Here is a 22,992-nt window from a genome sequence, read left to right on the forward strand (position 1 = left end):
AACGTCCGAAGGTACGCGGGAGTGCCCGCGACCCCTCCATGAAGGTACGGGGGAGAGCCCTCCCGGTGTCAGTGCCGAGGCATAGACTTCGACGCTGTCCCCCAGACTGTCCGCAGCCCGTGGGGAACTCGTCCACTGCCGTTTCCCTGGAGGCCGAAGCCGTGTCAAAACCGCCGTTCACGCACCTGCACGTCCACACCCAGTACTCGCTGCTGGACGGTGCCGCGCGGCTCAAGGACATGTTCGACGCGTGCAACGAGATGGGCATGACCCATATCGCCATGTCCGACCACGGCAACCTCCACGGGGCGTACGACTTCTTCCACACGGCCAAGAAGGCCGGCGTCACCCCGATCATCGGCATCGAGGCGTACGTCGCCCCCGAGTCCCGGCGCAACAAGCGCAAGATCCAGTGGGGCCAGCCGCACCAGAAGCGCGACGACGTGTCCGGTTCGGGTGGTTACACGCACAAGACGATCTGGGCGTCGAACAGCACGGGCCTGCACAACCTCTTCAAGCTCTCCTCGGACGCGTACGCCGAGGGCTGGCTGCAGAAGTGGCCCCGGATGGACAAGGAGACCATCTCCCAGTGGTCCGAGGGCCTCATCGCCTCCACGGGCTGCCCGTCCGGCGAGCTGCAGACCCGGCTGCGCCTCGGCCAGTTCGACGAGGCGGTGAAGGCGGCCGCCGAGTACCAGGACATCTTCGGCAAGGACCGCTACTTCCTGGAGCTGATGGACCACGGCATCGAGATCGAGAGCAGGGTCCGCGAGGACCTGCTCCGGGTCGGCAAGAAGCTCGGCATCCCGCCGCTGGTCACCAACGACTCGCACTACACGTACGCGCACGAGGCGACGGCGCACGACGCGCTGCTGTGCATCCAGACCGGCAAGAACCTCTCCGACCCGGACCGCTTCCGCTTCGACGGCACCGGCTACTACCTGAAGTCGACCGACGAGATGTACGCCGTCGACTCCTCGGACGCCTGGCAGGAGGGCTGTGCCAACACCCTCCTGGTCGCCGAACAGATCGACACGGCGGGCATGTTCGAGGCGAAGAACCTCATGCCCAAGTTCGACATTCCGGAGGGCTTCACCGAGGTCACCTGGTTCCAGGAGGAGGTCCGCCTCGGCATGGAGCGCCGCTTCCCCGGCGGCGTCCCCGACGACCGCCAGAAGCAGGCCGAGTACGAGATGGACGTCATCATCCAGATGGGGTTCCCGGGGTACTTCCTCGTCGTCGCCGACTTCATCATGTGGGCCAAGAAGCAGGGCATCGCGGTCGGTCCGGGCCGTGGCTCGGCGGCCGGTTCGATCGTCGCGTACGCCATGGGCATCACCGACCTCGACCCGATCCCGCACGGCCTGATCTTCGAGCGGTTCCTCAACCCCGAGCGCGTCTCCATGCCCGATGTCGACATCGACTTCGACGAGCGCAGGCGCGTCGAGGTGATCAGGTATGTGACCGAGAAGTACGGCGCCGACAAGGTCGCCATGATCGGCACGTACGGCAAGATCAAGGCGAAGAACGCCATCAAGGACTCCGCGCGTGTGCTGGGCTACCCGTACGCGATGGGCGACCGGCTCACCAAGGCGATGCCCGCCGACGTCCTCGGCAAGGGCATCGACCTGAACGGCATCACCGACCCCTCGCACCCGCGTTACAGCGAGGCGGGCGAGATCCGGTCGATGTACGAGAACGAACCGGATGTGAAGAAGGTCATCGACACCGCCAAGGGCGTCGAGGGCCTGGTGCGGCAGATGGGTGTGCACGCGGCCGGTGTGATCATGTCCAGCGAGCCCATCGTCGACCACGCCCCGATCTGGGTGCGCCACACCGACGGTGTGACCATCACACAGTGGGACTACCCGCAGTGCGAGTCGCTCGGCCTGCTCAAGATGGACTTCCTGGGCCTGCGCAACCTCACGATCATGGACGACGCCATCAAGATGGTGAAGGCCAACAAGGGCATCGACCTGGAGATGCTCGCCCTCCCGCTGGACGACCCCACGACGTTCGAACTGCTCTGCCGCGGTGACACCCTCGGCGTCTTCCAGTTCGACGGCGGCCCCATGCGCTCCCTGCTCCGCCAGATGCAGCCCGACAACTTCGAGGACATCTCCGCCGTCTCGGCCCTCTACCGGCCGGGCCCCATGGGCATGAACTCGCACATCAACTACGCGGAGCGCAAGAACAAGCGCCAGGAGATCACGCCGATCCACAAGGAGCTGGAAGAGCCGCTCCAGGAGGTCCTCGCGGTCACCTACGGCCTGATCGTGTACCAGGAGCAGGTGCAGAAGGCCGCCCAGATCATCGCCGGGTACTCGCTCGGCGAGGCCGACATCCTGCGCCGCGTGATGGGCAAGAAGAAGCCCGACGAACTGGCGAAGAACTTCACCATCTTCCAGGCCGGAGCCAAGAAGAACGGCTACAGCGACGAGGCGATCCAGGCCCTGTGGGACGTACTGGTCCCCTTCGCCGGCTACGCGTTCAACAAGGCCCACTCCGCCGCGTACGGACTGGTCTCGTACTGGACCGGCTATCTGAAGGCGAACTACCCGGCCGAGTACATGGCCGCGCTGCTCACCTCGGTCAAGGACGACAAGGACAAGTCGGCGGTCTACCTCAACGAGTGCCGGCGCATGCGCATCAAGGTGCTGCCGCCGAACGTCAACGAGTCCGAGCAGAACTTCGCCGCCCAGGGCGACGACGTGATCCTCTTCGGCCTCTCCGCCGTCCGCAACGTCGGCACGAACGTCGTCGAGTCGATCATCCGCAGCCGCAAGGCCAAGGGGAAGTACGCCTCCTTCCCCGACTACCTCGACAAGGTCGAGGCGGTGGCCTGCAACAAGCGGACCACGGAGTCGCTGATCAAGGCGGGTGCCTTCGACTCCATGGGGCACACCCGCAAGGGCCTGACCGCGCACTTCGACTCGATGATCGACAACGTGGTCGCGGTCAAGCGCAAGGAGGCCGAGGGCCAGTTCGACCTCTTCGGCGGCATGGGCGAGGAGGAGACCAGCGAGCCGGGCTTCGGCCTCGACGTCGAGTTCACCACCGACGAGTGGGAGAAGACCTATCTCCTCGCCCAGGAGCGGGAGATGCTCGGTCTCTACGTCTCCGACCACCCGCTCTTCGGCCTGGAGCACGTGCTCTCCGACAAGGCCGACGCGGGCATCGCCCAGCTCACCGGCGGTGAACACGCGGACGGCGCGGTCGTCACCATCGGCGGCATCATCTCGGGCCTCCAGCGCAAGATGACCAAGCAGGGCAACGCCTGGGCCATCGCCACCGTGGAGGACCTCGCCGGTTCCATCGAGTGCATGTTCTTCCCGGCGACCTACCAGCTCGTCTCGACCCAACTCGTCGAGGACGCCGTCGTGTTCGTCAAGGGCCGCCTCGACAAGCGCGAGGAGGTACCGCGGCTGGTCGCGATGGAGATGCAGGTCCCGGACCTGTCGAACGCGGGCACCAACGCGCCCGTGATCCTCACCATCCCGGCCACCAGGGTCACCCCGCCCATGGTCAGCCGCCTCGGTGAGATCCTCAGCCACCACAAGGGCGACAGCGAGGTCCGGATCAGGCTCCAGGGACCCACCAAGACGACGGTGCTGCGCCTCGACCGGCACCGGGTGAAGCCCGACCCGGCGCTGTTCGGCGACTTGAAGGTCCTGCTCGGCCCGTCCTGCCTGGCCGGCTAGCGGCCGACGGCGGACTTACAGGCGCAAGCGCGCGAGGGGGCGCATCCGGACTTCCGGATGCGCCCCCTCGGTGTATCTGGGCTGCAACAGCCCTTTGTGCGGAGGTCAGTTGTGACCGAAGCGCTTCTGACGGCCCTTGCGGGCCATGTCGCCGGGTGTCACCTGGGAGGCGCGCTGCTCCGTCTGCGACTCCATCGAGGACTGCTGGGCCTCCTGCTGACCACGCTCGGACTGCGGCTGCTTACGGTCCTGCTTCTTGTTCTTGGCCATGGTGACTGCCTCCTGCGGGGGATCTAGGGGCCAGGGCCGCGACCAGATTCACATAGCCTGACAAGCCGCGCATTTCCGAAAATCACCGTCCGTTACGACAGTTGTCGGAGCGTATGTCGTGTTGGAGGGGTGTACGGCGAATACGCCACGCCGAAGATCGAGTTCCGGCCGTTAACCTCCGCGTGGTCGGGCAGACTCGAAGGAAGCCCGAAGCAAACCTCCCGGAAAGAGGGTGGATCGAGTGGACCGCTGCATCGTCCTGGTGGACGCCGGGTATCTGCTCGGCGCGGCCGCCAGCCTCCTCGCCGGAGAACCTTCCCGCTCCCGGATCACCGTCGATCACGCCTCCCTCATCCAGGGGCTGCGCGAGCGCGCCGAGGCCGACACCGAGCGGCCGCTGCTGCGCATCTACTGGTTCGACGGCGCCCCCGACCGCGTCCCGCAGCCCGAGCACCGCAGGCTGCGCGTGATGCCCCGGGTGACCGTACGGCTCGGCGCGCTGACCCGCAGCGACGGGCGGTGGGCGCAGAAGGGCGTGGACGCCGCCATGCACGCCGAACTGACCGAGCTGGCCCGCAACCGCGCGTGCTCCGACGTGGTCCTCGTGACCGGCGACGGGGATCTGCTGCCGGGCATGATGGCGGCCAAGGAGCACGGCGTCGCCGTGCACCTGTGGGCGGTGCAGGCCGCCGACGGGGACTACAACCAGTCCGAGGACCTGGTCGCCGAGGCCGACGAGCGGCGGGTGCTCGACCGGGCGTGGATCACCAAGGCCGTACGGGCCAGGGAGTTCGGCGGGACCTGCGCCCCGCAGCCGGTGCCGCGCACGGAGATCGCCGCGATCCTGTCGGCGCCGCTGCCCGAGTCGGCCCTCGCGGCCGCCGAGCGGGCGACCGGGGAGCCCGAGCACGCCTCGGCCGCCGACGCGGGGCGCAACGGCGCGGAGGATCGGGCGTCGACTCCCAAGGGCGTACCGACGCCCAAGGACCTCGCGGCGATGCGGGGCCCCGGGGCCCATTCCGCGCAGCATCCGGCGACCGCCACGCTGCGGTGGTCCTCCGACAAGGGCTGGGTGGACCGGCCCGGCGTCGCGGCGGAGGGGCCGGACGCGGCGGCGATGCCGACGCTGGCGCAGCTCACCAGCGCGGAGCAGCGGTGGGCCGACCGGGAGGAGGACATCACGACGGTCGGTGGCGACCCCTTCGAGGTCGGGCAGGTGTTCGCCCGGCGGTGGATGTCGCGGCTGACCGATCAGTCCCATCTGCAGAAGGTCTCCGGGATGTATCCGCGGGTTCCGCACCGGGTGGACGGGGAGCTGCTGCGGTACGCGGCACGGTTCGGGCTGCTCGCGCACAAGGACGACCAGATCGATGAGCACGACCGCTATGCGATCAGAGCCGGGTTCTGGCGAGAGATCGATGTGCGGACCGCCGCGGAGCGCCTGCCGGCGGGGGAATGAGCGCCCAATAGCTCGGGCTGTTCTGTTTGTGGGCGACTGCGGCTTTGTTGTGGCTGGTCGCGCGGTTCCCCGCGCCCCTTTGGGGCCCGCTGCTGGTGCCCCCGGGAGAAAATCGGTACTGAAGACCCCGTAGGCTCGCTCCTCGTGAGTACGCGTACGGCACAGACGATCCGGCACGGTCGGGATGTCGTGTGTGCTGTGCGGGGGCTCACCAAGACGTATGCGGCCACGCGGGGGCGGCGCGGGGAGCCGGGGACGCCCGAGGTGCGGGCCAATGACGCGGTCGCGCTGGAGGTCCGGCGCGGGGAGATCTTCGGGCTGCTCGGGCCTAACGGGGCCGGCAAGACCACACTCGTACGGCAGCTGACCGGGCTGATGCGGCCCGACGACGGCACCGTCGAGATTCTGGGCCACGACATCGTGCGGCACCCGGAGCGGGCCGCGCGGATCCTCGCGTACCTGGGGCAGGAGTCGACCGCCCTCGACGAACTGACCGTGGCGCTGGCCGCGGAGACCACCGGACGGCTGCGCGGCCTGGAGGTACGGCGGGCGCGGGCCGAGCGGGACGCCGTGCTGGCGGAGCTGGGGCTGACCGCGCTCGCCTCGCGGCCGCTGAAGAAGCTGTCCGGCGGACAGCGGCGGCTCGCCTGTTTCGCCACCGCCCTCGTCGGGGAACGGCCGCTGCTCGTGCTGGACGAGCCGACCAGCGGCATGGACCCGTTGGCCCGGCGGGCCGTGTGGGCCGCCGTCGACCGGCGCCGCGCCGAGTCCGGCACCACCGTCCTGCTGGTCACCCACAACGTCATCGAGGCCGAGACCGTCCTCGACCGGGTCGCCGTCCTCGACAAAGGGCGCGTCATCGCCTGCGACACCCCAGCCGGGCTGAAGGAGAAGGTCGCGGGCGAGGTCCGCGTCGAGCTGGTGTGGCGGGAGAGGGCCCCGCTGGACGTACCCGAGGTCGCCGCGCTGCGCCCGCGCGCCGTGGAGTCCGGGCGCCGCTGGACGCTCCGGCTCGCGCCGGACGAGGCGCGCGCGGTGGTGGCCACGGTGACCGGGGGCGCCGCCTTCGTCGCGCTCGACGACTTCACGCTCGCCACGCCGAGCCTGGAGGACGTCTACCTGGCGCTCGGCGGCAGCGCGGGCAGCGCACAGGGGCTGGTCAAGGGGTGAGGATCGCGGGCGTGAGCCGGAGAGCAGTCGGTGCGGAGATGAACGGCAGGGCTGCCGCAGCCGTACGAAAATGGGCGACAGCCGAAGCGAAGGGGAGCAACTCGACGTGAGTGTCGTACCCGCCGAGATTCTGCCGGGCAGCACCCTGGCCGTAGAGGAGCGCGTGGAGCGCGGAGCCGCCGAGCTCGGGCCCCGCGCGCGGCTGTGGCCGTCGCTCTGCGCGGTGTACCGGGCGCAGCTCTCCCGGGCGCGGGTCGCGCGGATCCCGCTGCTGTTCGTGGCCACCTTCCAGTCGATCGGGATCATGATCCTGATGCGCGGAGTGGTGGACGGCGGGGCCGAGGCGCGGACCGTCGTCGCCGGTTCGGCGGTGCTCGTCGTCGCCTTCGTCGCGCTCAACCTGCTGGCGCAGTACTTCGGGCAGCTGCGGGCGAGCGGCGGCCTCGACCACTACGCGACCCTGCCGGTGCCGCCGGCGGCCGTGGTGCTCGGCGCGGCCGGGGCGTACGCCTCCTTCACCGTCCCCGGCACCGTGGTGACCGCGGTGTTCGGGTGTGTGCTCTTCGGGCTGCCGCTGTCCCACCTCTGGATTCTCGCCGCCGTGATCCCGCTCGCCGGGGCCGCGCTCGCCGGTCTCGGCGCCGCGCTGGGCCTGCTCGCCCCGCGCCCGGAACTCGCCACCGTGCTCGGTCAGCTGGGCATGTCGGCCGCGCTGCTGCTCGGCGTACTGCCGGCCGACCGGATGCCGGCCTTCATCCAGTTCGCCCGGGACCTGCTCCCGTCGACGTACGGGGTGGAGGCCTTCGCGCGGACGTTCGGGCCGAATCCCGACTGGGCGTTCGTGCTCGGTGACCTCGCCGTGTGCGCCGGGGTCGGGGTCATCTCCCTCGCGGTCGCCACCTGGGCGTACCGGCGGGCCGCCGTCCGGTGACGCGCCGCACAGCCGCGCCTGGCACGATGTCAGAGTGACCGCACCGTTGACTCCCCCTCCGCCGCCGCACGGCCAGCCTTCGCACGACTCCTGGGCGCCTCCGCCCGCCGGCGACGGGGGTGCGGGGCACCACGGGTACGAGCCGGACAAGCCGTCCGGGCCCGGGCTGAGGACGGAGCTGATCGAGGCCGCCGTCGTCACCGCGGTCATGGCGCTCATCGGTGGTGTGCTGCTCGGCCTGCTGTGGTGGTGGCTGGCGCCGCACGTACCGCTCGTCTCCGACGGGTCGGCGGTCTACTTCAAGGACACCGAGGGCGAGCAGGCCGTCGGCGTCGATGGAACGTTCACGCTGCTGGCCCTCGGTGCGGGTGCGCTCAGCGCGCTCGTCGTCTTCGTGCTGCGGCGGCGTGGGGGCGTGCCGCTCGTCGTTGCGCTCACGGTCGGTGGGGTGCTGGGGGCCGTGCTGGCGTGGCGGCTGGGGGTGTGGCTCGGGCCCGATACGGATGTCGTGGCTCGGGCGAAGGAGGTGGGGGAGGGGGTGACCTTCTCCGCGCCTCTGAAGCTCGGGGCGAAGGGGGCGCTGTTGGCCTGGCCGTTGGCCGGGTTGCTGGTCCATCTCGGGCTGACGGCGTTGTTCGGGCCGCGGGATCCCGATCCGTACGGGCAGCAGCGTCAGATGACGGACGAGTACGGTGCGCCGCTCGGGCCGCCGGCGGCATAAGGGCGTTTGTTCTCGCCCCCGCCGCCCCTACCCGTCCCATCCCCAGGGGCGCTGCCCCTTCTACCCCGGCTCTTTGTCTGCGGGTTCGGTGGGGGCTTGTCGCGCAGTTCCCCGCGCCCCTGAAAAGAAAAGCAGGGGCTGCGCCCCCATGCTCTTCGCCTTTGGGGGCGCGGTCAAGGAACTCACGCGCGGGCGATGGGCGCGGAGACCGCTTCCGTGAGGCGCTGGAGATCGGTGGGGGCGAGTTCGACCTCCAGGCCCCGGCGGCCGGCGGAGACGCAGATCGTGTCGTGGCCGTCCGCCGAGGCGTCCAGTACCGTGCGGAGCCTCTTGCGCTGGCCCAGCGGGGAGATGCCACCGCGGACATAGCCCGTCGTGCGTTCCGCGAGGGTGGGGTCGGCCATCGCCGCTCGCTTGCCGCCGACCGCCGTCGCCAGGGACTTCAGGTCCAGCGAACCCGCCACCGGCACGACCGCGACCACGAGGGAGCCGTCGACGTCCGCGACCAGGGTCTTGAAGACCCGCTCGGGGGACACACCCATGGCCTCGGCCGCCTCCTCGCCGTAGGACGGGTGGGCGGGATCGTGCTCGTAGGCGTGGACGGTGAACCGCACACCCGCCGCGCTCAGCGCCACGGTCGCGGGCGTGCCACCCGCGCCCGACTGCTGCTTCTTCGACTTCTTCGCCATCAGCCTCTCGCGTGCGTCAGTTGAGGTGGTTGCGATCAGTTGAGACTCGTCGGCCCGCGCGTCAGCTCCGACGCAGGCAACGACGGCAGATTACGGATGATGGCGGTCTCGGCGCGCAGGAGTTTCAGCTCGTCGCGCAGGCGGGCCGCGGTGTCGGGGGCCTGGAGGAGCAGCTGCTTGGCGGGGGTGTCGAGCATCATCGCGGCGGCGACCAGGTAGGAGACGACGGCCGGCTCGTCCGGGAGGTCCGCACCCGTCGACAGCGAGCGCTCACGGGCGCCCGCGAGCCGCTTCTGGTACTGGCGGAACGCCCGCAGCACACCCTCCGCGAGCGCGCCCGCCTCGTCGCCCGGGTCCTCCGGAAGCTCTTCGAGGTCCGCCATGAGGAACGGGCCGGAGGTGTCCACCGAGAGCAGCCGCACCCGGGTGGTGCCGGTCGCGAGGACCTCGAACGTGCCGTTGTCGCGCTCCCGGATGGTGGCCGCGTCCGCGATACAGCCCACGGGGTGGAACGCCTTGGACGGTTCGCCGCCGAAGCCGGCGGTCGGGCCGCGCTCGGGCAGGGCGGTCGGATCCGGCATACCGGGTGCGCTCGGCGCGACCTCGTGGCCGTCGCGGATGGCGACGACGGCGAAGCGGCGGGGTTGGTCCTCGGGGGTCTTCAGCAACTCGCGCATCATGGCGCGGTAGCGCTCCTCGAAGATGTTCAGAGGAAGCACGAGCCCCGGGTACAACACCGAGTTCAGGGGGAAGAGTGGCAGCCGGACGGTGGTCACGAGGCCAGAGCCTAATGGTCGTCGGGGCGCGCGCGTTCGCTCGTACTCGTTTGTGACCTCCCATGTGACCTCCCGGTCCTCCCCGTCCGCGCCCGCAGCGGCATCGCCGACGCCACTTCGAGCCGTACGCCGTCCCGCAATTCGAGGAACTGGCCCAGCGGATCGTCCGAGACACGGTCCCAGGGGAACGACGTGGCGTACGGGCCGATCATGCGCAGCTGGGCCAGGGCGTCCGGCCAGCGTTCCAGGCGGACGAGGACGTAGGTCAGGAGGTTGCGGACCTCGGCGGGCCACGGGTCGCCGGGCGCGTACTCGGCGGAGAGGGCGATCGCGCCGTCCGCCGCCTCGTCCAGGCGGGCGCGCGGGACCACGGCCCCGCCGCCCTCGGTGAGGTAGGCGAAGGCCGCGCGGACCGGCAGGGCACGGACGAGGGAGCCGGGGAGCGCGTCCTCGGCGGCCCGCTCGGCGAAGTCGAAGCACTCGCGGTGCGATCCGTACCAGGAGGCCGAGAGGTACTTCAGGGCCGAGACATGGCAGCCGTAGTGGTGCGGGGAGCGGCGGACCGCCTCCGCCCACAGCTGCTCGAAGCCGGTGTGGCCGAGGCCGGTGCCCCGGGCGTGGTCCAGGGCGATCCGCCAGGGCACCGGGTCACGGGGCTCACCCTCGGCGGCCGCGGCGATCAGCGGGCCTACCTCGCGCAGCAGTTCGACCCGGGCCGGGGAGCGCAGGCCCCGGGCCACCGTCAGCTCGGCCTTGATCAGCAGGACGTCCGGGTCGTGCGGGGCGGCCGCCTGCCAGGCCCGCAGCCACCCGTCGCGGGCGTGGGCGAAGGCGGCGAGCCGCAGCGCGTACCGGTCGCGGTTCTCCCACTCGGCGGACTCCCGGGTGATCCCCAGCAGCTTGGCCGCGGGCACGTACTCGCCGCGCCCCGCCGCCACCAGCACGGCCCCGAGCCGCTCGTCGGGGGCGTCGAGCAACACCTCGTCGTCGGCGGGCAGCCCGGCGGCGAGCCCTGAGGTGTGACGGACCATCCGGGCGGTACGGACGAGCGCGCGCAGTGGATCCATGGCGGCCCCTTGCGCCTAGGCCGGCGCCGCTCTCGCGGACCGGGTGCTCACCGTCGTGGTTTCGCAATTGATGGTTTCGGTATCAAGACGGTGGGAAGACGGTTCAGGTTGTGTGCCTTCAGGTTACGGTCCGGATCGCTGCTCAGAGCTGGTCAGTGCTGATCAGTTCCTGCTCAGGAGCCGGGTCGCCCCCGCCGCGACCGTCGTCGCGAGGATCCAGCCCAGGATGATCACCGCCGCGGCCAGCCACTGCCAGCCGCCGCGCAGCTGCCAGTAGCCGACCTGGCCGAGCTCGATGACCGGCAGCAGCAGGTCCAGGGCGAACAGGGTGGGGCTCCAGTTCGGGTGCTCGCCGCTCTTCATCGGCGGATGGTCGGCGTGTGAAAAGGCGTACGAGGTCAGCGCCCACAGCACCGCCATCCACACCGCGGCCCGGCCCGGCCGGTACCCGTACGCGACCGTCCAGTCCTGCGCGTGGCCCCAGAGCTTGGCCGCGAACGGCAGGTTCTCCCGCCGGTGGCGCTGCTTGGCCAGCAGCACCTCGCGGGCGCCCTCGTCGTCGCCACCGGTGCGCAGGACGGCCGCGAGCCGCTCGTACGGCTCCGGGTTGTACTCGGCGGTCGCCGCCGCCACCCATGCCAGCCGCTCGGCCAGCGGGAACCGGCCGCGCGGTACGAGGGTCTCGTACTGGAAGCCGCCCATGTGGAGGTTGCCGGGGCCCGGCCAGCTGTCCGCCTCGTCGATCAGGACGCCGACCCGGGCGCCGGACAGGACGACCTTGCCGCGCTCCGGCCTCTCGCCGAGAAAGCGGAGCTCGGGCGCCTGGACGCGGCGCAGGGACACCTCCTGGTCATCCGTGAGGGTGAACCGGGCCCGCTCCAGGTCGACGGCGTCCCCGAACCGCCCGTCGTCCAGCCGGATCCCGCCCTGGCACACGAACCGCTGGACGCGGGTCCCGCGCGCGGGCGTGCTCCCGCTGGTGTGCAGCGGATTGCCGACGCCGGCCGGGGTCAGATAGAGGGTGCGCTCGACGGTCAGCTGGGGCGCGTTGAGGGCGAGACGGCCGTACGGGTTGGAGAGCCGGCTGCCGCGCAGGCTGAGCGAGGCGCCGATGGTCGCGCCGCGCAGGCTCAGCTCGCCGTGCGACTCCAGCATCTCGGCCTGGACGTCCTGGGCGACGGTCAGACCGTCGGCCGAGAGCGAGCGGCCGTGCCGGTCGCGGTAGACGACCGCCTGGTTGAGCAGCAGATCGGTGCCGATGTGCGCGTCCGCGAGCCGCACCCCGTTGTGGAACCGGCAGCGCGGCAGATGCAGATCGCCCTCCGTGTGCAGCCGCGCCGCCTCCAGCCGCGGCACCGAGCAGTCCACCAGCCGTACGGTCGTGAACCGTGCCTCCGGCAGCAGGATCTGCTTCTCGAACCGGCAGGCCCTCATCTCCACGTACGGCACCACATTGCCGCCCGCGAGCTCCAGGGTGCCCTTGATCTGGACGCCGACCAGCTTCAGCGCGGACACCCGGCCGGCCAGCGCGGGCGGCCCGTCCAGCAGCAGCCAGGCCACGATCCGGGCCCGCACGCTGCGCTCGGGCCCCCAGGGATGGCCGCCGTGCGGATCGTCCACGGCGGTGTCCCCGTCCCGCAGGTCGTACACGCTGCCATTGCGGAACGCCTGCCACATACCGGCCTCGGCGGCGGACAGGTCGTCCGGCAGGTCCCCGTCCCGGACGCCCGCACCCTCGGTCACAGCTCTTCCTTCCTCCGTCCCCTGCACTCACGTGTATCGCACAACTGTTCAAGCTGGTGATGCCCGCTGAGTGACGCCTTGAACGCTAGACGTGAAGGTGATCTTCCAGGTTCCCGGTCGGCGCGTATCACCCAGTGGAACGCGCGGATGACGGCCGACGCGGGTCTGAGAGAATTGACCGCGTGATCTCCCGAATCGATCTGCGCGGCGACGCCCTCCCCGAGGGACCCGCCCTGCGCGACCTGCTGCCCCGAGCCGACTTCGACGTCTCGGCCGCCCTGGAGAAGGTGCGTCCGATCTGCGAGGCAGTGCATCATCGGGGCGACGCGGCGCTGATCGACTTCGCGGAGAAGTTCGACGGCGTACGTCTGACGTCGGTACGGGTCCCGGCCGAGGCCCTCACGCAGGCGCTGGAGCAGCTCGACCCGGCCGTCCGCGCGGCCCTGGAGGAGTCGATCCGCCGCGCCCGCATCGTCCACCGGGAGCAGCGCCGCACCACGCACACCACCCAGGTCGTCCCCGGCGGCACGGTCACCGAGAAGTGGGTACCGGTCGAGCGCGTGGGCCTCTACGCCCCCGGCGGCCGGTCGGTCTACCCCTCGTCCGTGATCATGAACGTGGTCCCCGCGCAGGAGGCCGGTGTCCCGTCGATCGCCCTCGCCTCGCCGGCGCAGGCCTCCGCTTTTGAAAATGACCCGGCCGACGGGCTGCCGCACCCCACGATCCTCGCCGCCTGCGCGCTGCTCGGCGTCGACGAGGTCTACGCGGCCGGTGGCGCCACCGCCGTCGCGATGTTCGCGTACGGCACCGAGTCCTGCCCGCCCGCTCCCATGGTCACCGGGCCGGGCAACATCTGGGTGGCCGCCGCCAAGCGGTACTTCACCGGTGTCATCGGCATCGACTCCGAGGCGGGCCCGACCGAGATCGCGGTCCTCGCGGACGACACCGCCGACCCGGTGCACGTCGCCGCCGACCTGATCAGCCAGGCCGAGCACGACCCGCTCGCCGCCGCCGTGCTCGTCACCGACTCCGTCACGCTCGCCGACGCGGTCGAGAAGGAGCTTCAGCCGCAGGTCGAGGCCACCAAGCACATCGAGGACCGGATCCGCCCCGCGCTCGCGGGCCGGCAGTCCGCGATCGTCCTGGTCGACGGCCTCGACGAGGGCCTGCGGGTCGTCAACGCGTACGGCGCCGAGCACCTGGAGATCCAGACGGCCCGTCCGCAGGAGGTCGCCGAGCGCGTGGTGAACGCCGGCGCGATCTTCATCGGCCCCTGGGCCCCGGTCTCGCTGGGCGACTACGCGGCCGGCTCCAACCACGTGCTCCCGACCGGCGGCTGCGCCTGCCATTCCTCCGGTCTGTCCGTCCAGTCCTTCCTGCGCGGCATCCACATCGTCGACTACACACGGGACGCGCTGGCCGAGGTCGCGCACCACGTGGTGACGCTGGCGGAGGCGGAGGACCTGCCCGCGCACGGCGCGGCGATCAAGGCTCGGTTCGGCTGGAAGGTACCTGAGGGCAAGTGAGCGACGTACGCATCGACGATCTCCCCGTACGGGACGAACTGCGCGGCAAGAGCCCTTACGGCGCGCCCCAGCTCGACGTCCCCGTCCGGCTGAACACCAACGAGAACCCGTACCCGCTGCCCGAGCCGCTGGTCGAGCGGATCACCGAGCGGGTCCGGGAGGCGGCCCGGCACCTCAACCGCTACCCGGACCGGGACGCGGTGGAGCTGCGCACGCGGCTCGCCGAGTATCTGACGAAGACGTGCGGGTACGAGGTCGGCCTCGCCAACGTGTGGGCCGCGAACGGCTCCAACGAGGTCATCCAGCAGCTGCTGCAGACCTTCGGCGGGCCCGGCCGTACGGCCATCGGGTTCGAGCCGTCGTACTCGATGCACGGCCTCATCGCGCGCGGCACGGGCACGGGCTGGATCTCCGGCCCGCGCGAAGACGACTTCACGATCGACCTCCCGGCCGCCGAGAAGGCGATCGCCGAGCACCGGCCGGACGTCGTCTTCATCACCACCCCCAACAACCCCACGGGCAACGCGGTCTCGGCAGACACCGTCCTCGCGCTGTACGAGGCCGCGCAGGCGGCCAAGCCGTCGATGGTGGTCGTGGACGAGGCGTACATCGAGTTCAGCCACGGCGACTCGCTGCTGTCCCTCATCGAAGGACGGCCGAATCTCGTCGTCTCGCGGACGATGTCCAAGGCCTTCGGCGCGGCCGGACTGCGCCTCGGCTACCTCGCCGCGCACCCGGCGGTCGTGGACGCGGTCCAGCTCGTCCGGCTGCCGTACCACCTCTCGGCCGTCACCCAGGCGACCGCCCTGGCCGCCCTCGAGCACACCGACACCCTGCTCGGCTATGTCGAGCAGCTGAAGGCGGAGCGGGACCGGCTGGTCGAGGAGCTACGCGCGATCGGCTACGAAGTCACCGAGTCCGACGCGAACTTCGTGCAGTTCGGCAGGTTCGAGGACGCGCACGAGATCTGGCGGAAGATCCTCGACCGGGGCGTCCTGGTCCGGGACAACGGCGTACCGGGGTGGCTGCGGGTGACCGCGGGAACCCCCGCCGAGAACGACGCGTTCCTCGACGCGGTACGTGAACTGAAGAAGGAGCAGAGCACATGAGCCGGGTAGGACGCGTGGAGCGGACCACCAAGGAGACGTCGGTCCTCGTCGAGATCGATCTCGACGGCACCGGCAGGACGGAGATCTCCACCGGGGTCGGCTTCTACGACCACATGCTCGACCAGCTCGGCCGGCACGGTCTGTTCGACCTGACCGTGAAGACCGACGGTGACCTGCACATCGACTCGCACCACACCATCGAGGACACCGCCCTCGCGCTGGGCGCCGCCTTCAAGCAGGCCCTCGGCGACAAGGTGGGCATCTACCGCTTCGGCAACTGCACGGTCCCGCTGGACGAGTCCCTCGCCCAGGTCACCGTCGACCTGTCCGGCCGCCCCTACCTCGTGCACACCGAGCCCGAGAAGATGGCGCCGATGATCGGCGAGTACGACACCACGATGACCCGGCACATCCTGGAGTCCTTCGTCGCCCAGGCCCAGATCGCCCTGCACGTGCACGTGCCGTACGGCCGTAACGCGCACCACATCGTCGAGTGCCAGTTCAAGGCGCTGGCCCGGGCCCTGCGCTACGCCTCCGAGCGCGACCCGCGCGCGGTCGGCATCCTGCCCTCCACGAAGGGCGCGCTGTGAACGGCCTCTCCACGGTCCTGATCGTCGTCGGCCTCTTCCTGGTCGGCGGCATCATCTCCTTCGCCAAGCAGCAGATGCCGAAGAGCCTCATCGTGCTGCTCTCCATCGCCGCCGGGATGTGTCTCGTCGCCGGCGCCATGAGGCTGGAGGTGTGGAATTGAGCACCGCGTCCAAGAAGGTAGTGGTCTTCGACTACGGCTTCGGCAACGTCCGCTCCGCCGAGCGCGCCCTCGCGCGCGTGGGGGCCGACGTCGAGATCACGCGTGACTTCGACAGGGCCATGAACGCGGACGGGCTGCTGGTGCCGGGCGTCGGCGCCTTCGCCGCCTGCATGAAGGGGCTGAAGGAGGCGCGCGGCGACTGGATCATCGACCGCCGGCTCTCCGGCGGGCGTCCGGTGATGGGCATCTGCGTCGGCATGCAGATCCTCTTCGCGCGCGGCATCGAACACGGGGTCGAGACCGAGGGCCTCGACGAGTGGCCCGGCGCGGTCGAGCCGCTCCAGGCCGAGATCGTGCCCCACATGGGCTGGAACACCGTCGAGCCCCCGGCCGGCACGGAGCTGTTCGCCGGCCTGGACGCCGACGCCCGCTTCTACTTCGTGCACTCCTACGCCGTCCACGACTGGTCCCTGGAGACGCGCAACCCCGCCTTCGCCGCTCCCAGGGTCACCTGGTCGACGCACGGCAAGCCCTTCGTGGCGGCCGTCGAGAACGGCCCCCTCTGGGCCACGCAGTTCCACCCCGAGAAGTCCGGCGACGCCGGAGCGCAGCTGCTGAACAACTGGATCGGAACCCTGTAGCCATGGCAAAGCTCGAACTCCTCCCCGCCGTCGACGTGCGTGACGGCCAGGCGGTCCGGCTCGTGCACGGCGAGTCCGGCACGGAGACCTCCTACGGCTCCCCCCTGGAGGCCGCCCTCGCCTGGCAGCGCGCGGGCGCCGAGTGGCTGCACCTGGTCGACCTGGACGCCGCGTTCGGCACCGGCGACAACCGGTCCCTGGTCGCCGAGGTCACCCGGGCGATGGACATCAAGGTCGAACTGTCCGGCGGCATCCGGGACGACGCCTCCCTGGCGAAGGCCCTCGCCACCGGCTGCACCCGGGTCAACCTCGGCACCGCCGCGCTGGAGACCCCCGAGTGGGTCGCCAAGATCATCGCCGAGCACGGCGACAAGATCGCGGTCGGCCTCGACGTGAAGGGCACGACCCTGCGAGGCCGCGGCTGGACCCGCGACGGCGGCGACCTCTACGAGACGCTGGAGCGCCTCGACAAGGAGGGCTGCGCCCGCTACGTCGTCACGGACATCGCCAAGGACGGCACCCTCCAGGGCCCGAACCTGGAGCTGCTCCGCAACGTGTGTGCCGCGACGGACCGCCCGATCGTGGCGTCCGGCGGCGTGTCGTCCCTCGACGACCTGCGGGCCATCGCCGCGCTGGCACCCCTCGGGGTCGAGGGTTCCATCGTCGGAAAGGCGCTGTACGCGAAGGCGTTCACCCTGGAAGAGGCCTTGGAGGCTGTGGCGTCATGACCGGATCCGCGCGGCGCGTGCAGAGCGGCAGTCCCTGGGAGGAGTCCTTCGGGTTCGCGCGCGCCGTCGCGGTCGGCGACCGCGTCCTGGTGGCGGGCACGACGTCCTTCAAGGGCGATGTGCTGTACGGGGAGGGCGACCCGTACGAACAGGCCAGGGTCGCCTTCGCGAGCGCGATCGAGGCGATCGGCGAATTCGGGCTCGGCGTCGGGTCCGTGGTCCGTACGAGGATGTATCTGGCGCACCTGCGGGACGTCGACGAGGTGGGGCGGGCCCACAAGGAACTCTTCGACCCGGTGCGACCGGCCGCGACCCTGCTGGTCGTGGAGGGTTTCATCGACCCGCGCGTCCTTGTCGAAGTAGAGATCGAAGCATTCAGAGGAGCCGTGGATTCATGACCCTGGCGGTCCGAGTCATCCCCTGCCTGGACGTCGACAACGGCCGGGTCGTCAAGGGCGTCAACTTCCAGAACCTGCGCGACGCGGGCGACCCCGTCGAGATGGCCAAGGTGTACGACGCCGAGGGCGCCGACGAGCTGACGTTCCTGGACATCACCGCGTCGTCCGGCAACCGCGAGACGACGTACGACGTGGTGCGCCGCACCGCCGAGCAGGTCTTCATCCCGCTGACGGTCGGCGGCGGCGTCCGTACGGCCGAGGACGTGGACAAGCTGCTGCGGGCGGGCGCGGACAAGGTCGGCGTCAACACGGCGGCGATCGCCCGCCCGGAGCTGATCCGTGAGATCGCCGAGCGCTTCGGCCGCCAGGTGCTGGTGCTGTCGGTCGACGCCCGCCGTACGGAATCCGGCTCCTTCGAGGTCACCACCCACGGCGGCCGCAAGGGCACCGGCCTCGATGCCGTCGAGTGGGCCCACCGGGCCGCCGAACTGGGCGCGGGCGAGATCCTGCTCAACTCGATGGACGCGGACGGCACGAAGGACGGCTACGACATCGAGATGATCGAGGCCGTCCGCAAGCACGTGACGGTACCGCTGATCGCCAGCGGCGGAGCGGGACGCCTCACGGACTTCCCCCCGGCCATCGCGGCAGGCGCGGATGCGGTGCTGGCCGCCTCCGTCTTCCACTTCGGCGATCTGCGGATCGGCGAGGTGAAGGACGCGCTGCGGGGTGCGGGTCACCCTGTGAGGTGACGCGGCAGACGCTGATGTAAGCCCCGGTCACCTGGTGGCCGGGGCTTACACCGCTTCGGATACCGCTCAGATACCCAGCTGCTTCGTCTCGTGCAGCTTGGTGATCGCCTCCTTGTCGCCCTCCAGCTCCACATCGGCCGCCTGCTGGCGGCCGTACAGGAAGAGCAGCAGCTCCGAGGGCTCGCCGGTGACCGTGACGACGGGGGTGCCCTTGTGGGCGACCGCGGTCCGGCCGTCGGGGCGGCGCAGCACCAGACCCGTTGGGGAGCCACGGCCCATGAGGCGGGCGGTGCGCTCCAAACGCGACCAGAGGGCGTCCTGGAAGACGTGGTCGAGCTCGCGCGGGGCCCACTCGGGCTGGGCGCGGCGGAGGTCCTCGGTGTGGACGTAGAACTCGATCGTGTTGGACGCCTCGTCGATCTGCTTGAGGGAGAAGGGCGAGAAACGCGGCGGACCGGTCCGGACGAGCTGGATCAGCTCCTCGTACGGCTTCGCGGCGAACTCCTCCATCACCCGGTCCAGGCGCGACGCGAGCTGCTTGATGAGGATGCCCCCGGCGGCGTCGGGGCGGCGCTCGCGCACCACCACATGCGCGGCCAGGTCACGAGCCTTCCATCCCTCGCACAGGGTGGGAGCCTCTGGCCCCGCGGTCTCCAACAGGTCGGCGAAGAGAAGCCGTTCACGCTTGGCATGGGTCGACATGACAGCCAGCCTACGACCGGGCCACCCGTCCGCCCAGCGCAGGTCCGGCCGATACGCGGCAGGGATGCCGTTGGTATGACAAGAAGGTCCGGCCTGTGGACAACGGACGAGGCAGGTCACCGCGGCGCGGCACAATGACACGCATGACCAGCACGCCGTCCTCCAGCAGCCCCCACAGTCCCGGAGCCCCCGCAGGCCCCGGCGCTCCCAGCGCGCTGGACCCCGGGATCGCCGCGCGCCTCAAGCGCGGCGCCGACGGGCTCCTGCCCGCCATCGCCCAGCAGTACGACACCGGTGAGGTGCTCATGCTCGGCTGGATGGACGACGAGGCACTGCATCGCACCCTCACCACCGGGCGCTGCACCTACTGGTCGCGCAGCCGCCGCGAGTACTGGGTGAAGGGCGACACCTCCGGCCACTTCCAGTGGGTGAAGTCCGTCGCCCTGGACTGCGACACCGACACCGTCCTCGTCAAGGTCGACCAGGTCGGCGCCGCCTGTCACACCGGCGCCCGCACCTGCTTCGACGAGGACGTCCTCCAGGCCGTCGAGGGCGGCGCCGATTCCGGCGTACCGCCACTGGATCAGTAAGGTCAGCCGCCATGGACCTCGAGACGTTCCGCAAGCTCGCCGCCGACCGCCGTGTCATCCCCGTCAGCCGCAAGCTCCTCGCCGACGGCGACACCCCGGTCGCGCTCTACCGCAAGCTCGCCGCCGAGCGGACCGGCACCTTCCTCCTGGAGTCCGCCGAGAACGGCCGCACGGCGTTTCAATGGTCTCGCTACTCCTTCGTGGGCGTCCGCAACCACGCCACCCTCACCGCCCGCGACGGCGAGGCCCACTGGCTCGGCTCCCCACCGGTCGGCGTCCCCGTCGACGGCGACCCCCTCGCCGCCCTGCGCGCCACCATCGAGGCACTCCACACCCCCCACGAGGAGGGCATGCCGCCGTTCACCGGCGGCATGGTCGGCTACCTCGGCTACGACATCGTGCGCCGCCTGGAGAAGATCGGCCCCGGCGAGCGGGACGACCTGCGACTCCCCGAGCTGACCATGCTGCTGACGAGCGACCTGGCGGTGATGGACCACTGGGAGGGCTCGGTCCTGCTGATCGCCAACGCCATCAACCACAACGACCTGGACACGGGCGTCGACGAGGCCTACGCCGACGCCGTCGCCCGCCTCGACGCCATGCAGGCCGACCTGGCCAGGCCCGTCGCCCAGCCCCCGGCGGCCCTCCCGCCCTCCGAACTGCCCGAGTACACCGCGCTCTGGGGCGGCCCCGACTTCCAGGAGGCCGTCGAGGACATCAAGGAGCGCATCCGGGCCGGCGAGGCCTTCCAGGTCGTCCCCTCCCAGCGCTTCGAAACCCCCTGCACCGCAAGCGCGTTGGACGTGTACCGGGTCCTCAGGGCGACCAACCCCTCCCCGTACATGTACCTGTTCCGCTTCGACGGCTTCGACGTCGTCGGTTCCTCCCCCGAGGCCCTGGTCAAGGTCGAGGACGGACAGGCCATGGTCCACCCCATCGCCGGTACGCGGCACAGAGGGGCGACCCCGCAGGAGGACCAGGCCCTCGCCGACGAACTGCTCGCCGACCCCAAGGAGCGCGCCGAGCACCTCATGCTCGTCGACCTGGGCCGCAACGACCTGGGCCGGGTCTGCGAACCGGGCTCGGTCGAGGTCGTCGACTTCATGTCCGTCGAGCGGTACTCCCACGTCATGCACATCGTGTCCACCGTCACCGGCCGGGTCTCGGAGGGCCGCACCGCCTTCGACGTGCTGACCGCCTGCTTCCCCGCAGGCACCCTCTCCGGAGCCCCGAAGCCGCGCGCCATGCAGATCATCGACGAGCTGGAGCCGTCCCGGCGGGGCCTGTACGGCGGCTGCGTCGGCTACCTCGATTTCGCGGGCGACTCCGACACCGCCATCGCCATCCGTACGGCCCTCCTCCGGGACGGCACGGCCTACGTCCAGGCCGGCGCCGGCATCGTCGCAGACTCGGACCCAGTCGCCGAGGACACGGAGTGCCGCAACAAGGCGGCGGCGGTCCTGCGCGCGGTGCACACGGCCAACCGACTCGGACAATAGGGCGCTTCTCACGTGAACCCCGGGTGACAACCCCCCCGGGGCGCAGGCGATAGTGGACCACGTGACCGCAGCACCTCAGCCCCCTTCCGAACCCGCGTTCGTCCGCTCCAGCCGGCGCAGCCTCGCCCTGGCACTGTCCAGCGGCGCGCTCGGCGCGGCCGTCACGCTGCTCGCCAGCCGTCAGCGCTGGTCGGAGGGCACCGCCTCGGTGGCCGGCGGTGCCTTCCCGCTGACCGCCAAGGGCAGCGACATCACGGGCGTGCCCGCGGCCCTCGCCGTAGTGGGCCTCGCCGCGCTCGTCGCCGTCTTCGCCGTCCGCCGGTCCGGGCGCGTCCTGGTCGCCGCGCTGCTCGCGCTCTCCGGCGTGGGCACCGGCGTCGCCGCGCTGCTCGGCGCGTACGACAGTTCGGCGCTCGACGACAAGGCCGCCGAGGCCTCCGGCGACAGCGCCGCGACCGTCGGCACGCTCAGCCACACCGGCTGGCCGTACGTCGCGGCCGTCGGCGGCGCGCTCATCCTCCTCGCCGGGCTGCTCGCGCTCCGCTACGGACGCCTGTGGCCCGCGATGTCCGGCCGCTACGAGCGCGACGGCACCCCCCGGCCACGCAAGGCCCAGCCCGTCGACCCCGACCGGCCCGAGGACATGTGGAAAGCCCTGGACCGGGGGGAGGACCCGACGGGCCCGGACCCGGCGTAGGCCGGGGCGGGACCCGGGGCGCGACCCCCGCTCAAGGCAGCCGCGCGCGTACGGGACAATGGACGACGAGCGTCCGACTCAGCACAGATATCGAGCGACATGCATCGACCGAGACGCGTCGAGCACCACGCACACAGCAACGAGGAGCAAGTCATGGCGGGCAGCAGCCACGGTCACACCCCGGCCGCCTGGACCGGCGTCACCATTGCCATCATCGGATTCTGCGTCTCGGGCGCGTACATGGTGATGGCCCAGCCGCTGGGATTCTGGGCCGGCATGGTCATCACGGTCCTCGGTGGCGTCGTCGGCATGATCATGCGGTCCATGGGCCTGGGCCAGCCGAAGGACGCGCACGCCGCGTACGAGACGGCGGGGCGCAGCGCCACCGCGACCGCGACCCCCGAGCCGGCCGGCGCCAAGAGCTGAGCTCCGCGTGAGGGGCGGCCCGGCGGCCATCACCGCCGGGCCGCCCCTCACGCGCGCGTACGGCCCGCACGGGGCACAATGCGGTGTGTGAACGCCGAGACTCAGCCAGTGGCACCGCCACCGCGCGCCGACAGGACAGATACGGCAGGTACGACCGGCACGGCCATGTGGCGTCGGCTGGGGGTGCCCGCCGCAGTGCTCGTGGCCGTCGGCGGGGCCTTCGCGTATGTCGGGGCCGTGGATCCGAACGAGCCCGGTCACTACCCGGTCTGCCCCCTGTGGCGCTTCACCGGCCTCTACTGCCCCGGCTGCGGCGGCCTGCGCAGCGCGCACGCCTTCGCGCACGGGGACCTCGCGACCGCCCTCACCGACAACGCGCTGGCCGTGGCCGGTTTCCTGGGCCTCGCGGTGCTGTGGACGGTCTGGGTGGTCCAAGTGGCGCGCGGACGACCGCTGCGCATAGCACTCGGCCCCGTCCAGCTGTGGACGCTCGGCGGATTGGCGCTGGTCTTCACAGTTGTCCGGAACTCGCCGTTCGGCGGCTGGCTTCATCCTTGATCGAATGGCGAACGTCCAGGTAATGGGACCGCCGTCAACACGATGCGAGGCCTACGCCCTCCTCCGGATACCATCGCAGTGAACCGCC

The 22,992-nt window shown here is 70.9% G+C and carries 24 protein-coding genes; 18 read left to right on the top strand and 6 right to left on the bottom strand.

Annotation, left to right across the window (positions count from 1 at the left end; genetic code table 11):
• Positions 1 to 161: 161 nt before the first annotated feature.
• On the top strand, positions 162 to 3,701 hold the full coding sequence (dnaE, locus tag I8N67_RS21385) for a DNA polymerase III subunit alpha (protein WP_200304773.1): 3,540 nt from the start codon (positions 162 to 164) through the stop codon (positions 3,699 to 3,701).
• A 105-nt stretch (positions 3,702 to 3,806) separates the two neighbouring features.
• Here dnaE and I8N67_RS21390 read toward each other — a convergent pair whose 3' ends face one another.
• On the bottom strand, positions 3,807 to 3,971 hold the full coding sequence (locus I8N67_RS21390) for a hypothetical protein (protein ID WP_200304774.1): 165 nt from the start codon (positions 3,969 to 3,971) through the stop codon (positions 3,807 to 3,809).
• 241 nt (positions 3,972 to 4,212) lie between these two features.
• On the opposite strand from I8N67_RS21390, the gene I8N67_RS21395 reads away from it, so the two are divergent.
• The 4 genes from I8N67_RS21395 (at position 4,213) to I8N67_RS21410 (ending at position 8,252) form a co-directional block, all read left to right on the top strand.
• Positions 4,213 to 5,430: an NYN domain-containing protein gene (locus I8N67_RS21395; protein ID WP_200304775.1), complete on the top strand. Its 1,218-nt coding sequence runs from the start codon at positions 4,213 to 4,215 to the stop codon at positions 5,428 to 5,430.
• 144 nt (positions 5,431 to 5,574) lie between these two features.
• Positions 5,575 to 6,600, top strand: coding sequence for an ABC transporter ATP-binding protein (locus tag I8N67_RS21400; RefSeq protein ID WP_200304776.1), 1,026 nt, complete (start codon positions 5,575 to 5,577; stop codon positions 6,598 to 6,600).
• A gap of 106 nt (positions 6,601 to 6,706) precedes the next feature.
• Positions 6,707 to 7,531 (top strand): ABC transporter permease, encoded by an 825-nt coding sequence (locus I8N67_RS21405; RefSeq protein WP_200304777.1) that lies wholly within the window; start codon positions 6,707 to 6,709, stop codon positions 7,529 to 7,531.
• A 34-nt stretch (positions 7,532 to 7,565) separates the two neighbouring features.
• Positions 7,566 to 8,252 (top strand): DUF2567 domain-containing protein, encoded by a 687-nt coding sequence (locus I8N67_RS21410; protein ID WP_200304778.1) that lies wholly within the window; start codon positions 7,566 to 7,568, stop codon positions 8,250 to 8,252.
• A gap of 182 nt (positions 8,253 to 8,434) precedes the next feature.
• Here I8N67_RS21410 and ybaK read toward each other — a convergent pair whose 3' ends face one another.
• The 4 genes from ybaK to I8N67_RS21430 form a co-directional block, all read right to left on the bottom strand.
• Entirely contained in the window at positions 8,435 to 8,941 is a 507-nt protein-coding gene (ybaK, locus tag I8N67_RS21415) for a Cys-tRNA(Pro) deacylase (protein ID WP_200304779.1), read from the bottom strand.
• 35 nt (positions 8,942 to 8,976) lie between these two features.
• Positions 8,977 to 9,717: an LON peptidase substrate-binding domain-containing protein gene (locus I8N67_RS21420; protein ID WP_200304780.1), complete on the bottom strand. Its 741-nt coding sequence runs from the start codon at positions 9,715 to 9,717 to the stop codon at positions 8,977 to 8,979.
• 11 nt (positions 9,718 to 9,728) lie between these two features.
• Positions 9,729 to 10,784, bottom strand: coding sequence for a hypothetical protein (locus I8N67_RS21425; protein WP_200304781.1), 1,056 nt, complete (start codon positions 10,782 to 10,784; stop codon positions 9,729 to 9,731).
• A 162-nt stretch (positions 10,785 to 10,946) separates the two neighbouring features.
• Entirely contained in the window at positions 10,947 to 12,527 is a 1,581-nt protein-coding gene (locus I8N67_RS21430; RefSeq protein ID WP_200304782.1) for an oxidoreductase, read from the bottom strand.
• Positions 12,528 to 12,709: 182 nt separating this feature from the next.
• Between I8N67_RS21430 and hisD the strand changes: the two genes are divergently transcribed.
• From hisD to hisF, 8 genes are read left to right on the top strand one after another with little or no spacing between them, the layout of a single operon-like run.
• Positions 12,710 to 14,053, top strand: a complete 1,344-nt coding sequence (gene hisD, locus I8N67_RS21435) for a histidinol dehydrogenase (protein ID WP_200304783.1) — start codon at positions 12,710 to 12,712, stop codon at positions 14,051 to 14,053.
• Positions 14,050 to 15,162 carry a histidinol-phosphate transaminase gene (locus I8N67_RS21440; protein ID WP_200304784.1) on the top strand — a complete coding sequence of 371 codons (1,113 nt, stop codon included), beginning with the start codon at positions 14,050 to 14,052 and terminating at the stop codon, positions 15,160 to 15,162. Before hisD ends, I8N67_RS21440 begins: the two co-directional genes overlap by 4 nt.
• Positions 15,159 to 15,752, top strand: a complete 594-nt coding sequence (gene hisB / locus I8N67_RS21445; protein ID WP_200304785.1) for an imidazoleglycerol-phosphate dehydratase HisB — start codon at positions 15,159 to 15,161, stop codon at positions 15,750 to 15,752. The genes I8N67_RS21440 and hisB overlap by 4 nt, the downstream gene beginning before the upstream one ends.
• Complete coding sequence (locus tag I8N67_RS21450) at positions 15,749 to 15,913, top strand: CG2302 family histidine operon protein (protein ID WP_200304786.1); 165 nt, start codon at positions 15,749 to 15,751, stop codon at positions 15,911 to 15,913. The genes hisB and I8N67_RS21450 overlap by 4 nt, the downstream gene beginning before the upstream one ends.
• A complete protein-coding gene (gene hisH / locus I8N67_RS21455; RefSeq protein WP_200304787.1) occupies positions 15,904 to 16,554 on the top strand; it encodes an imidazole glycerol phosphate synthase subunit HisH in 651 nt (216 codons plus the stop codon). The genes I8N67_RS21450 and hisH overlap by 10 nt, the downstream gene beginning before the upstream one ends.
• A gap of 2 nt (positions 16,555 to 16,556) precedes the next feature.
• On the top strand, positions 16,557 to 17,282 hold the full coding sequence (gene priA / locus I8N67_RS21460; protein WP_200304788.1) for a bifunctional 1-(5-phosphoribosyl)-5-((5-phosphoribosylamino)methylideneamino)imidazole-4-carboxamide isomerase/phosphoribosylanthranilate isomerase PriA: 726 nt from the start codon (positions 16,557 to 16,559) through the stop codon (positions 17,280 to 17,282).
• On the top strand, positions 17,279 to 17,680 hold the full coding sequence (locus tag I8N67_RS21465; protein ID WP_200304789.1) for a RidA family protein: 402 nt from the start codon (positions 17,279 to 17,281) through the stop codon (positions 17,678 to 17,680). Before priA ends, I8N67_RS21465 begins: the two co-directional genes overlap by 4 nt.
• Positions 17,677 to 18,432 carry an imidazole glycerol phosphate synthase subunit HisF gene (hisF, locus tag I8N67_RS21470; RefSeq protein WP_200304790.1) on the top strand — a complete coding sequence of 252 codons (756 nt, stop codon included), beginning with the start codon at positions 17,677 to 17,679 and terminating at the stop codon, positions 18,430 to 18,432. The genes I8N67_RS21465 and hisF overlap by 4 nt, the downstream gene beginning before the upstream one ends.
• Positions 18,433 to 18,498: 66 nt before the next feature.
• On the opposite strand, the gene I8N67_RS21475 is transcribed toward hisF, so the two are convergent.
• On the bottom strand, positions 18,499 to 19,134 hold the full coding sequence (locus tag I8N67_RS21475; RefSeq protein WP_200304791.1) for a TIGR03085 family metal-binding protein: 636 nt from the start codon (positions 19,132 to 19,134) through the stop codon (positions 18,499 to 18,501).
• A gap of 143 nt (positions 19,135 to 19,277) precedes the next feature.
• Between I8N67_RS21475 and hisI the strand changes: the two genes are divergently transcribed.
• The 5 genes from hisI to I8N67_RS21500 all read left to right on the top strand — a co-directional run bounded on the left by hisI (position 19,278) and on the right by I8N67_RS21500 (position 22,904).
• On the top strand, positions 19,278 to 19,724 hold the full coding sequence (hisI, locus tag I8N67_RS21480; protein WP_234046050.1) for a phosphoribosyl-AMP cyclohydrolase: 447 nt from the start codon (positions 19,278 to 19,280) through the stop codon (positions 19,722 to 19,724).
• A gap of 11 nt (positions 19,725 to 19,735) precedes the next feature.
• Positions 19,736 to 21,223, top strand: a complete 1,488-nt coding sequence (locus I8N67_RS21485; RefSeq protein WP_200304792.1) for an anthranilate synthase component I — start codon at positions 19,736 to 19,738, stop codon at positions 21,221 to 21,223.
• A 52-nt stretch (positions 21,224 to 21,275) separates the two neighbouring features.
• Positions 21,276 to 21,920: a TIGR02234 family membrane protein gene (locus I8N67_RS21490; RefSeq protein ID WP_200304793.1), complete on the top strand. Its 645-nt coding sequence runs from the start codon at positions 21,276 to 21,278 to the stop codon at positions 21,918 to 21,920.
• A 153-nt stretch (positions 21,921 to 22,073) separates the two neighbouring features.
• Positions 22,074 to 22,346, top strand: coding sequence for an HGxxPAAW family protein (locus tag I8N67_RS21495; RefSeq protein WP_200304794.1), 273 nt, complete (start codon positions 22,074 to 22,076; stop codon positions 22,344 to 22,346).
• Between the two features lie 78 nt (positions 22,347 to 22,424).
• Complete coding sequence (locus I8N67_RS21500) at positions 22,425 to 22,904, top strand: DUF2752 domain-containing protein (protein WP_200304795.1); 480 nt, start codon at positions 22,425 to 22,427, stop codon at positions 22,902 to 22,904.
• The last annotated feature ends 88 nt before the right edge of the window (positions 22,905 to 22,992 follow it).

The organism is Streptomyces adelaidensis (assembly GCF_016598475.1).
Classification (GTDB): domain Bacteria; phylum Actinomycetota; class Actinomycetes; order Streptomycetales; family Streptomycetaceae; genus Streptomyces; species Streptomyces adelaidensis.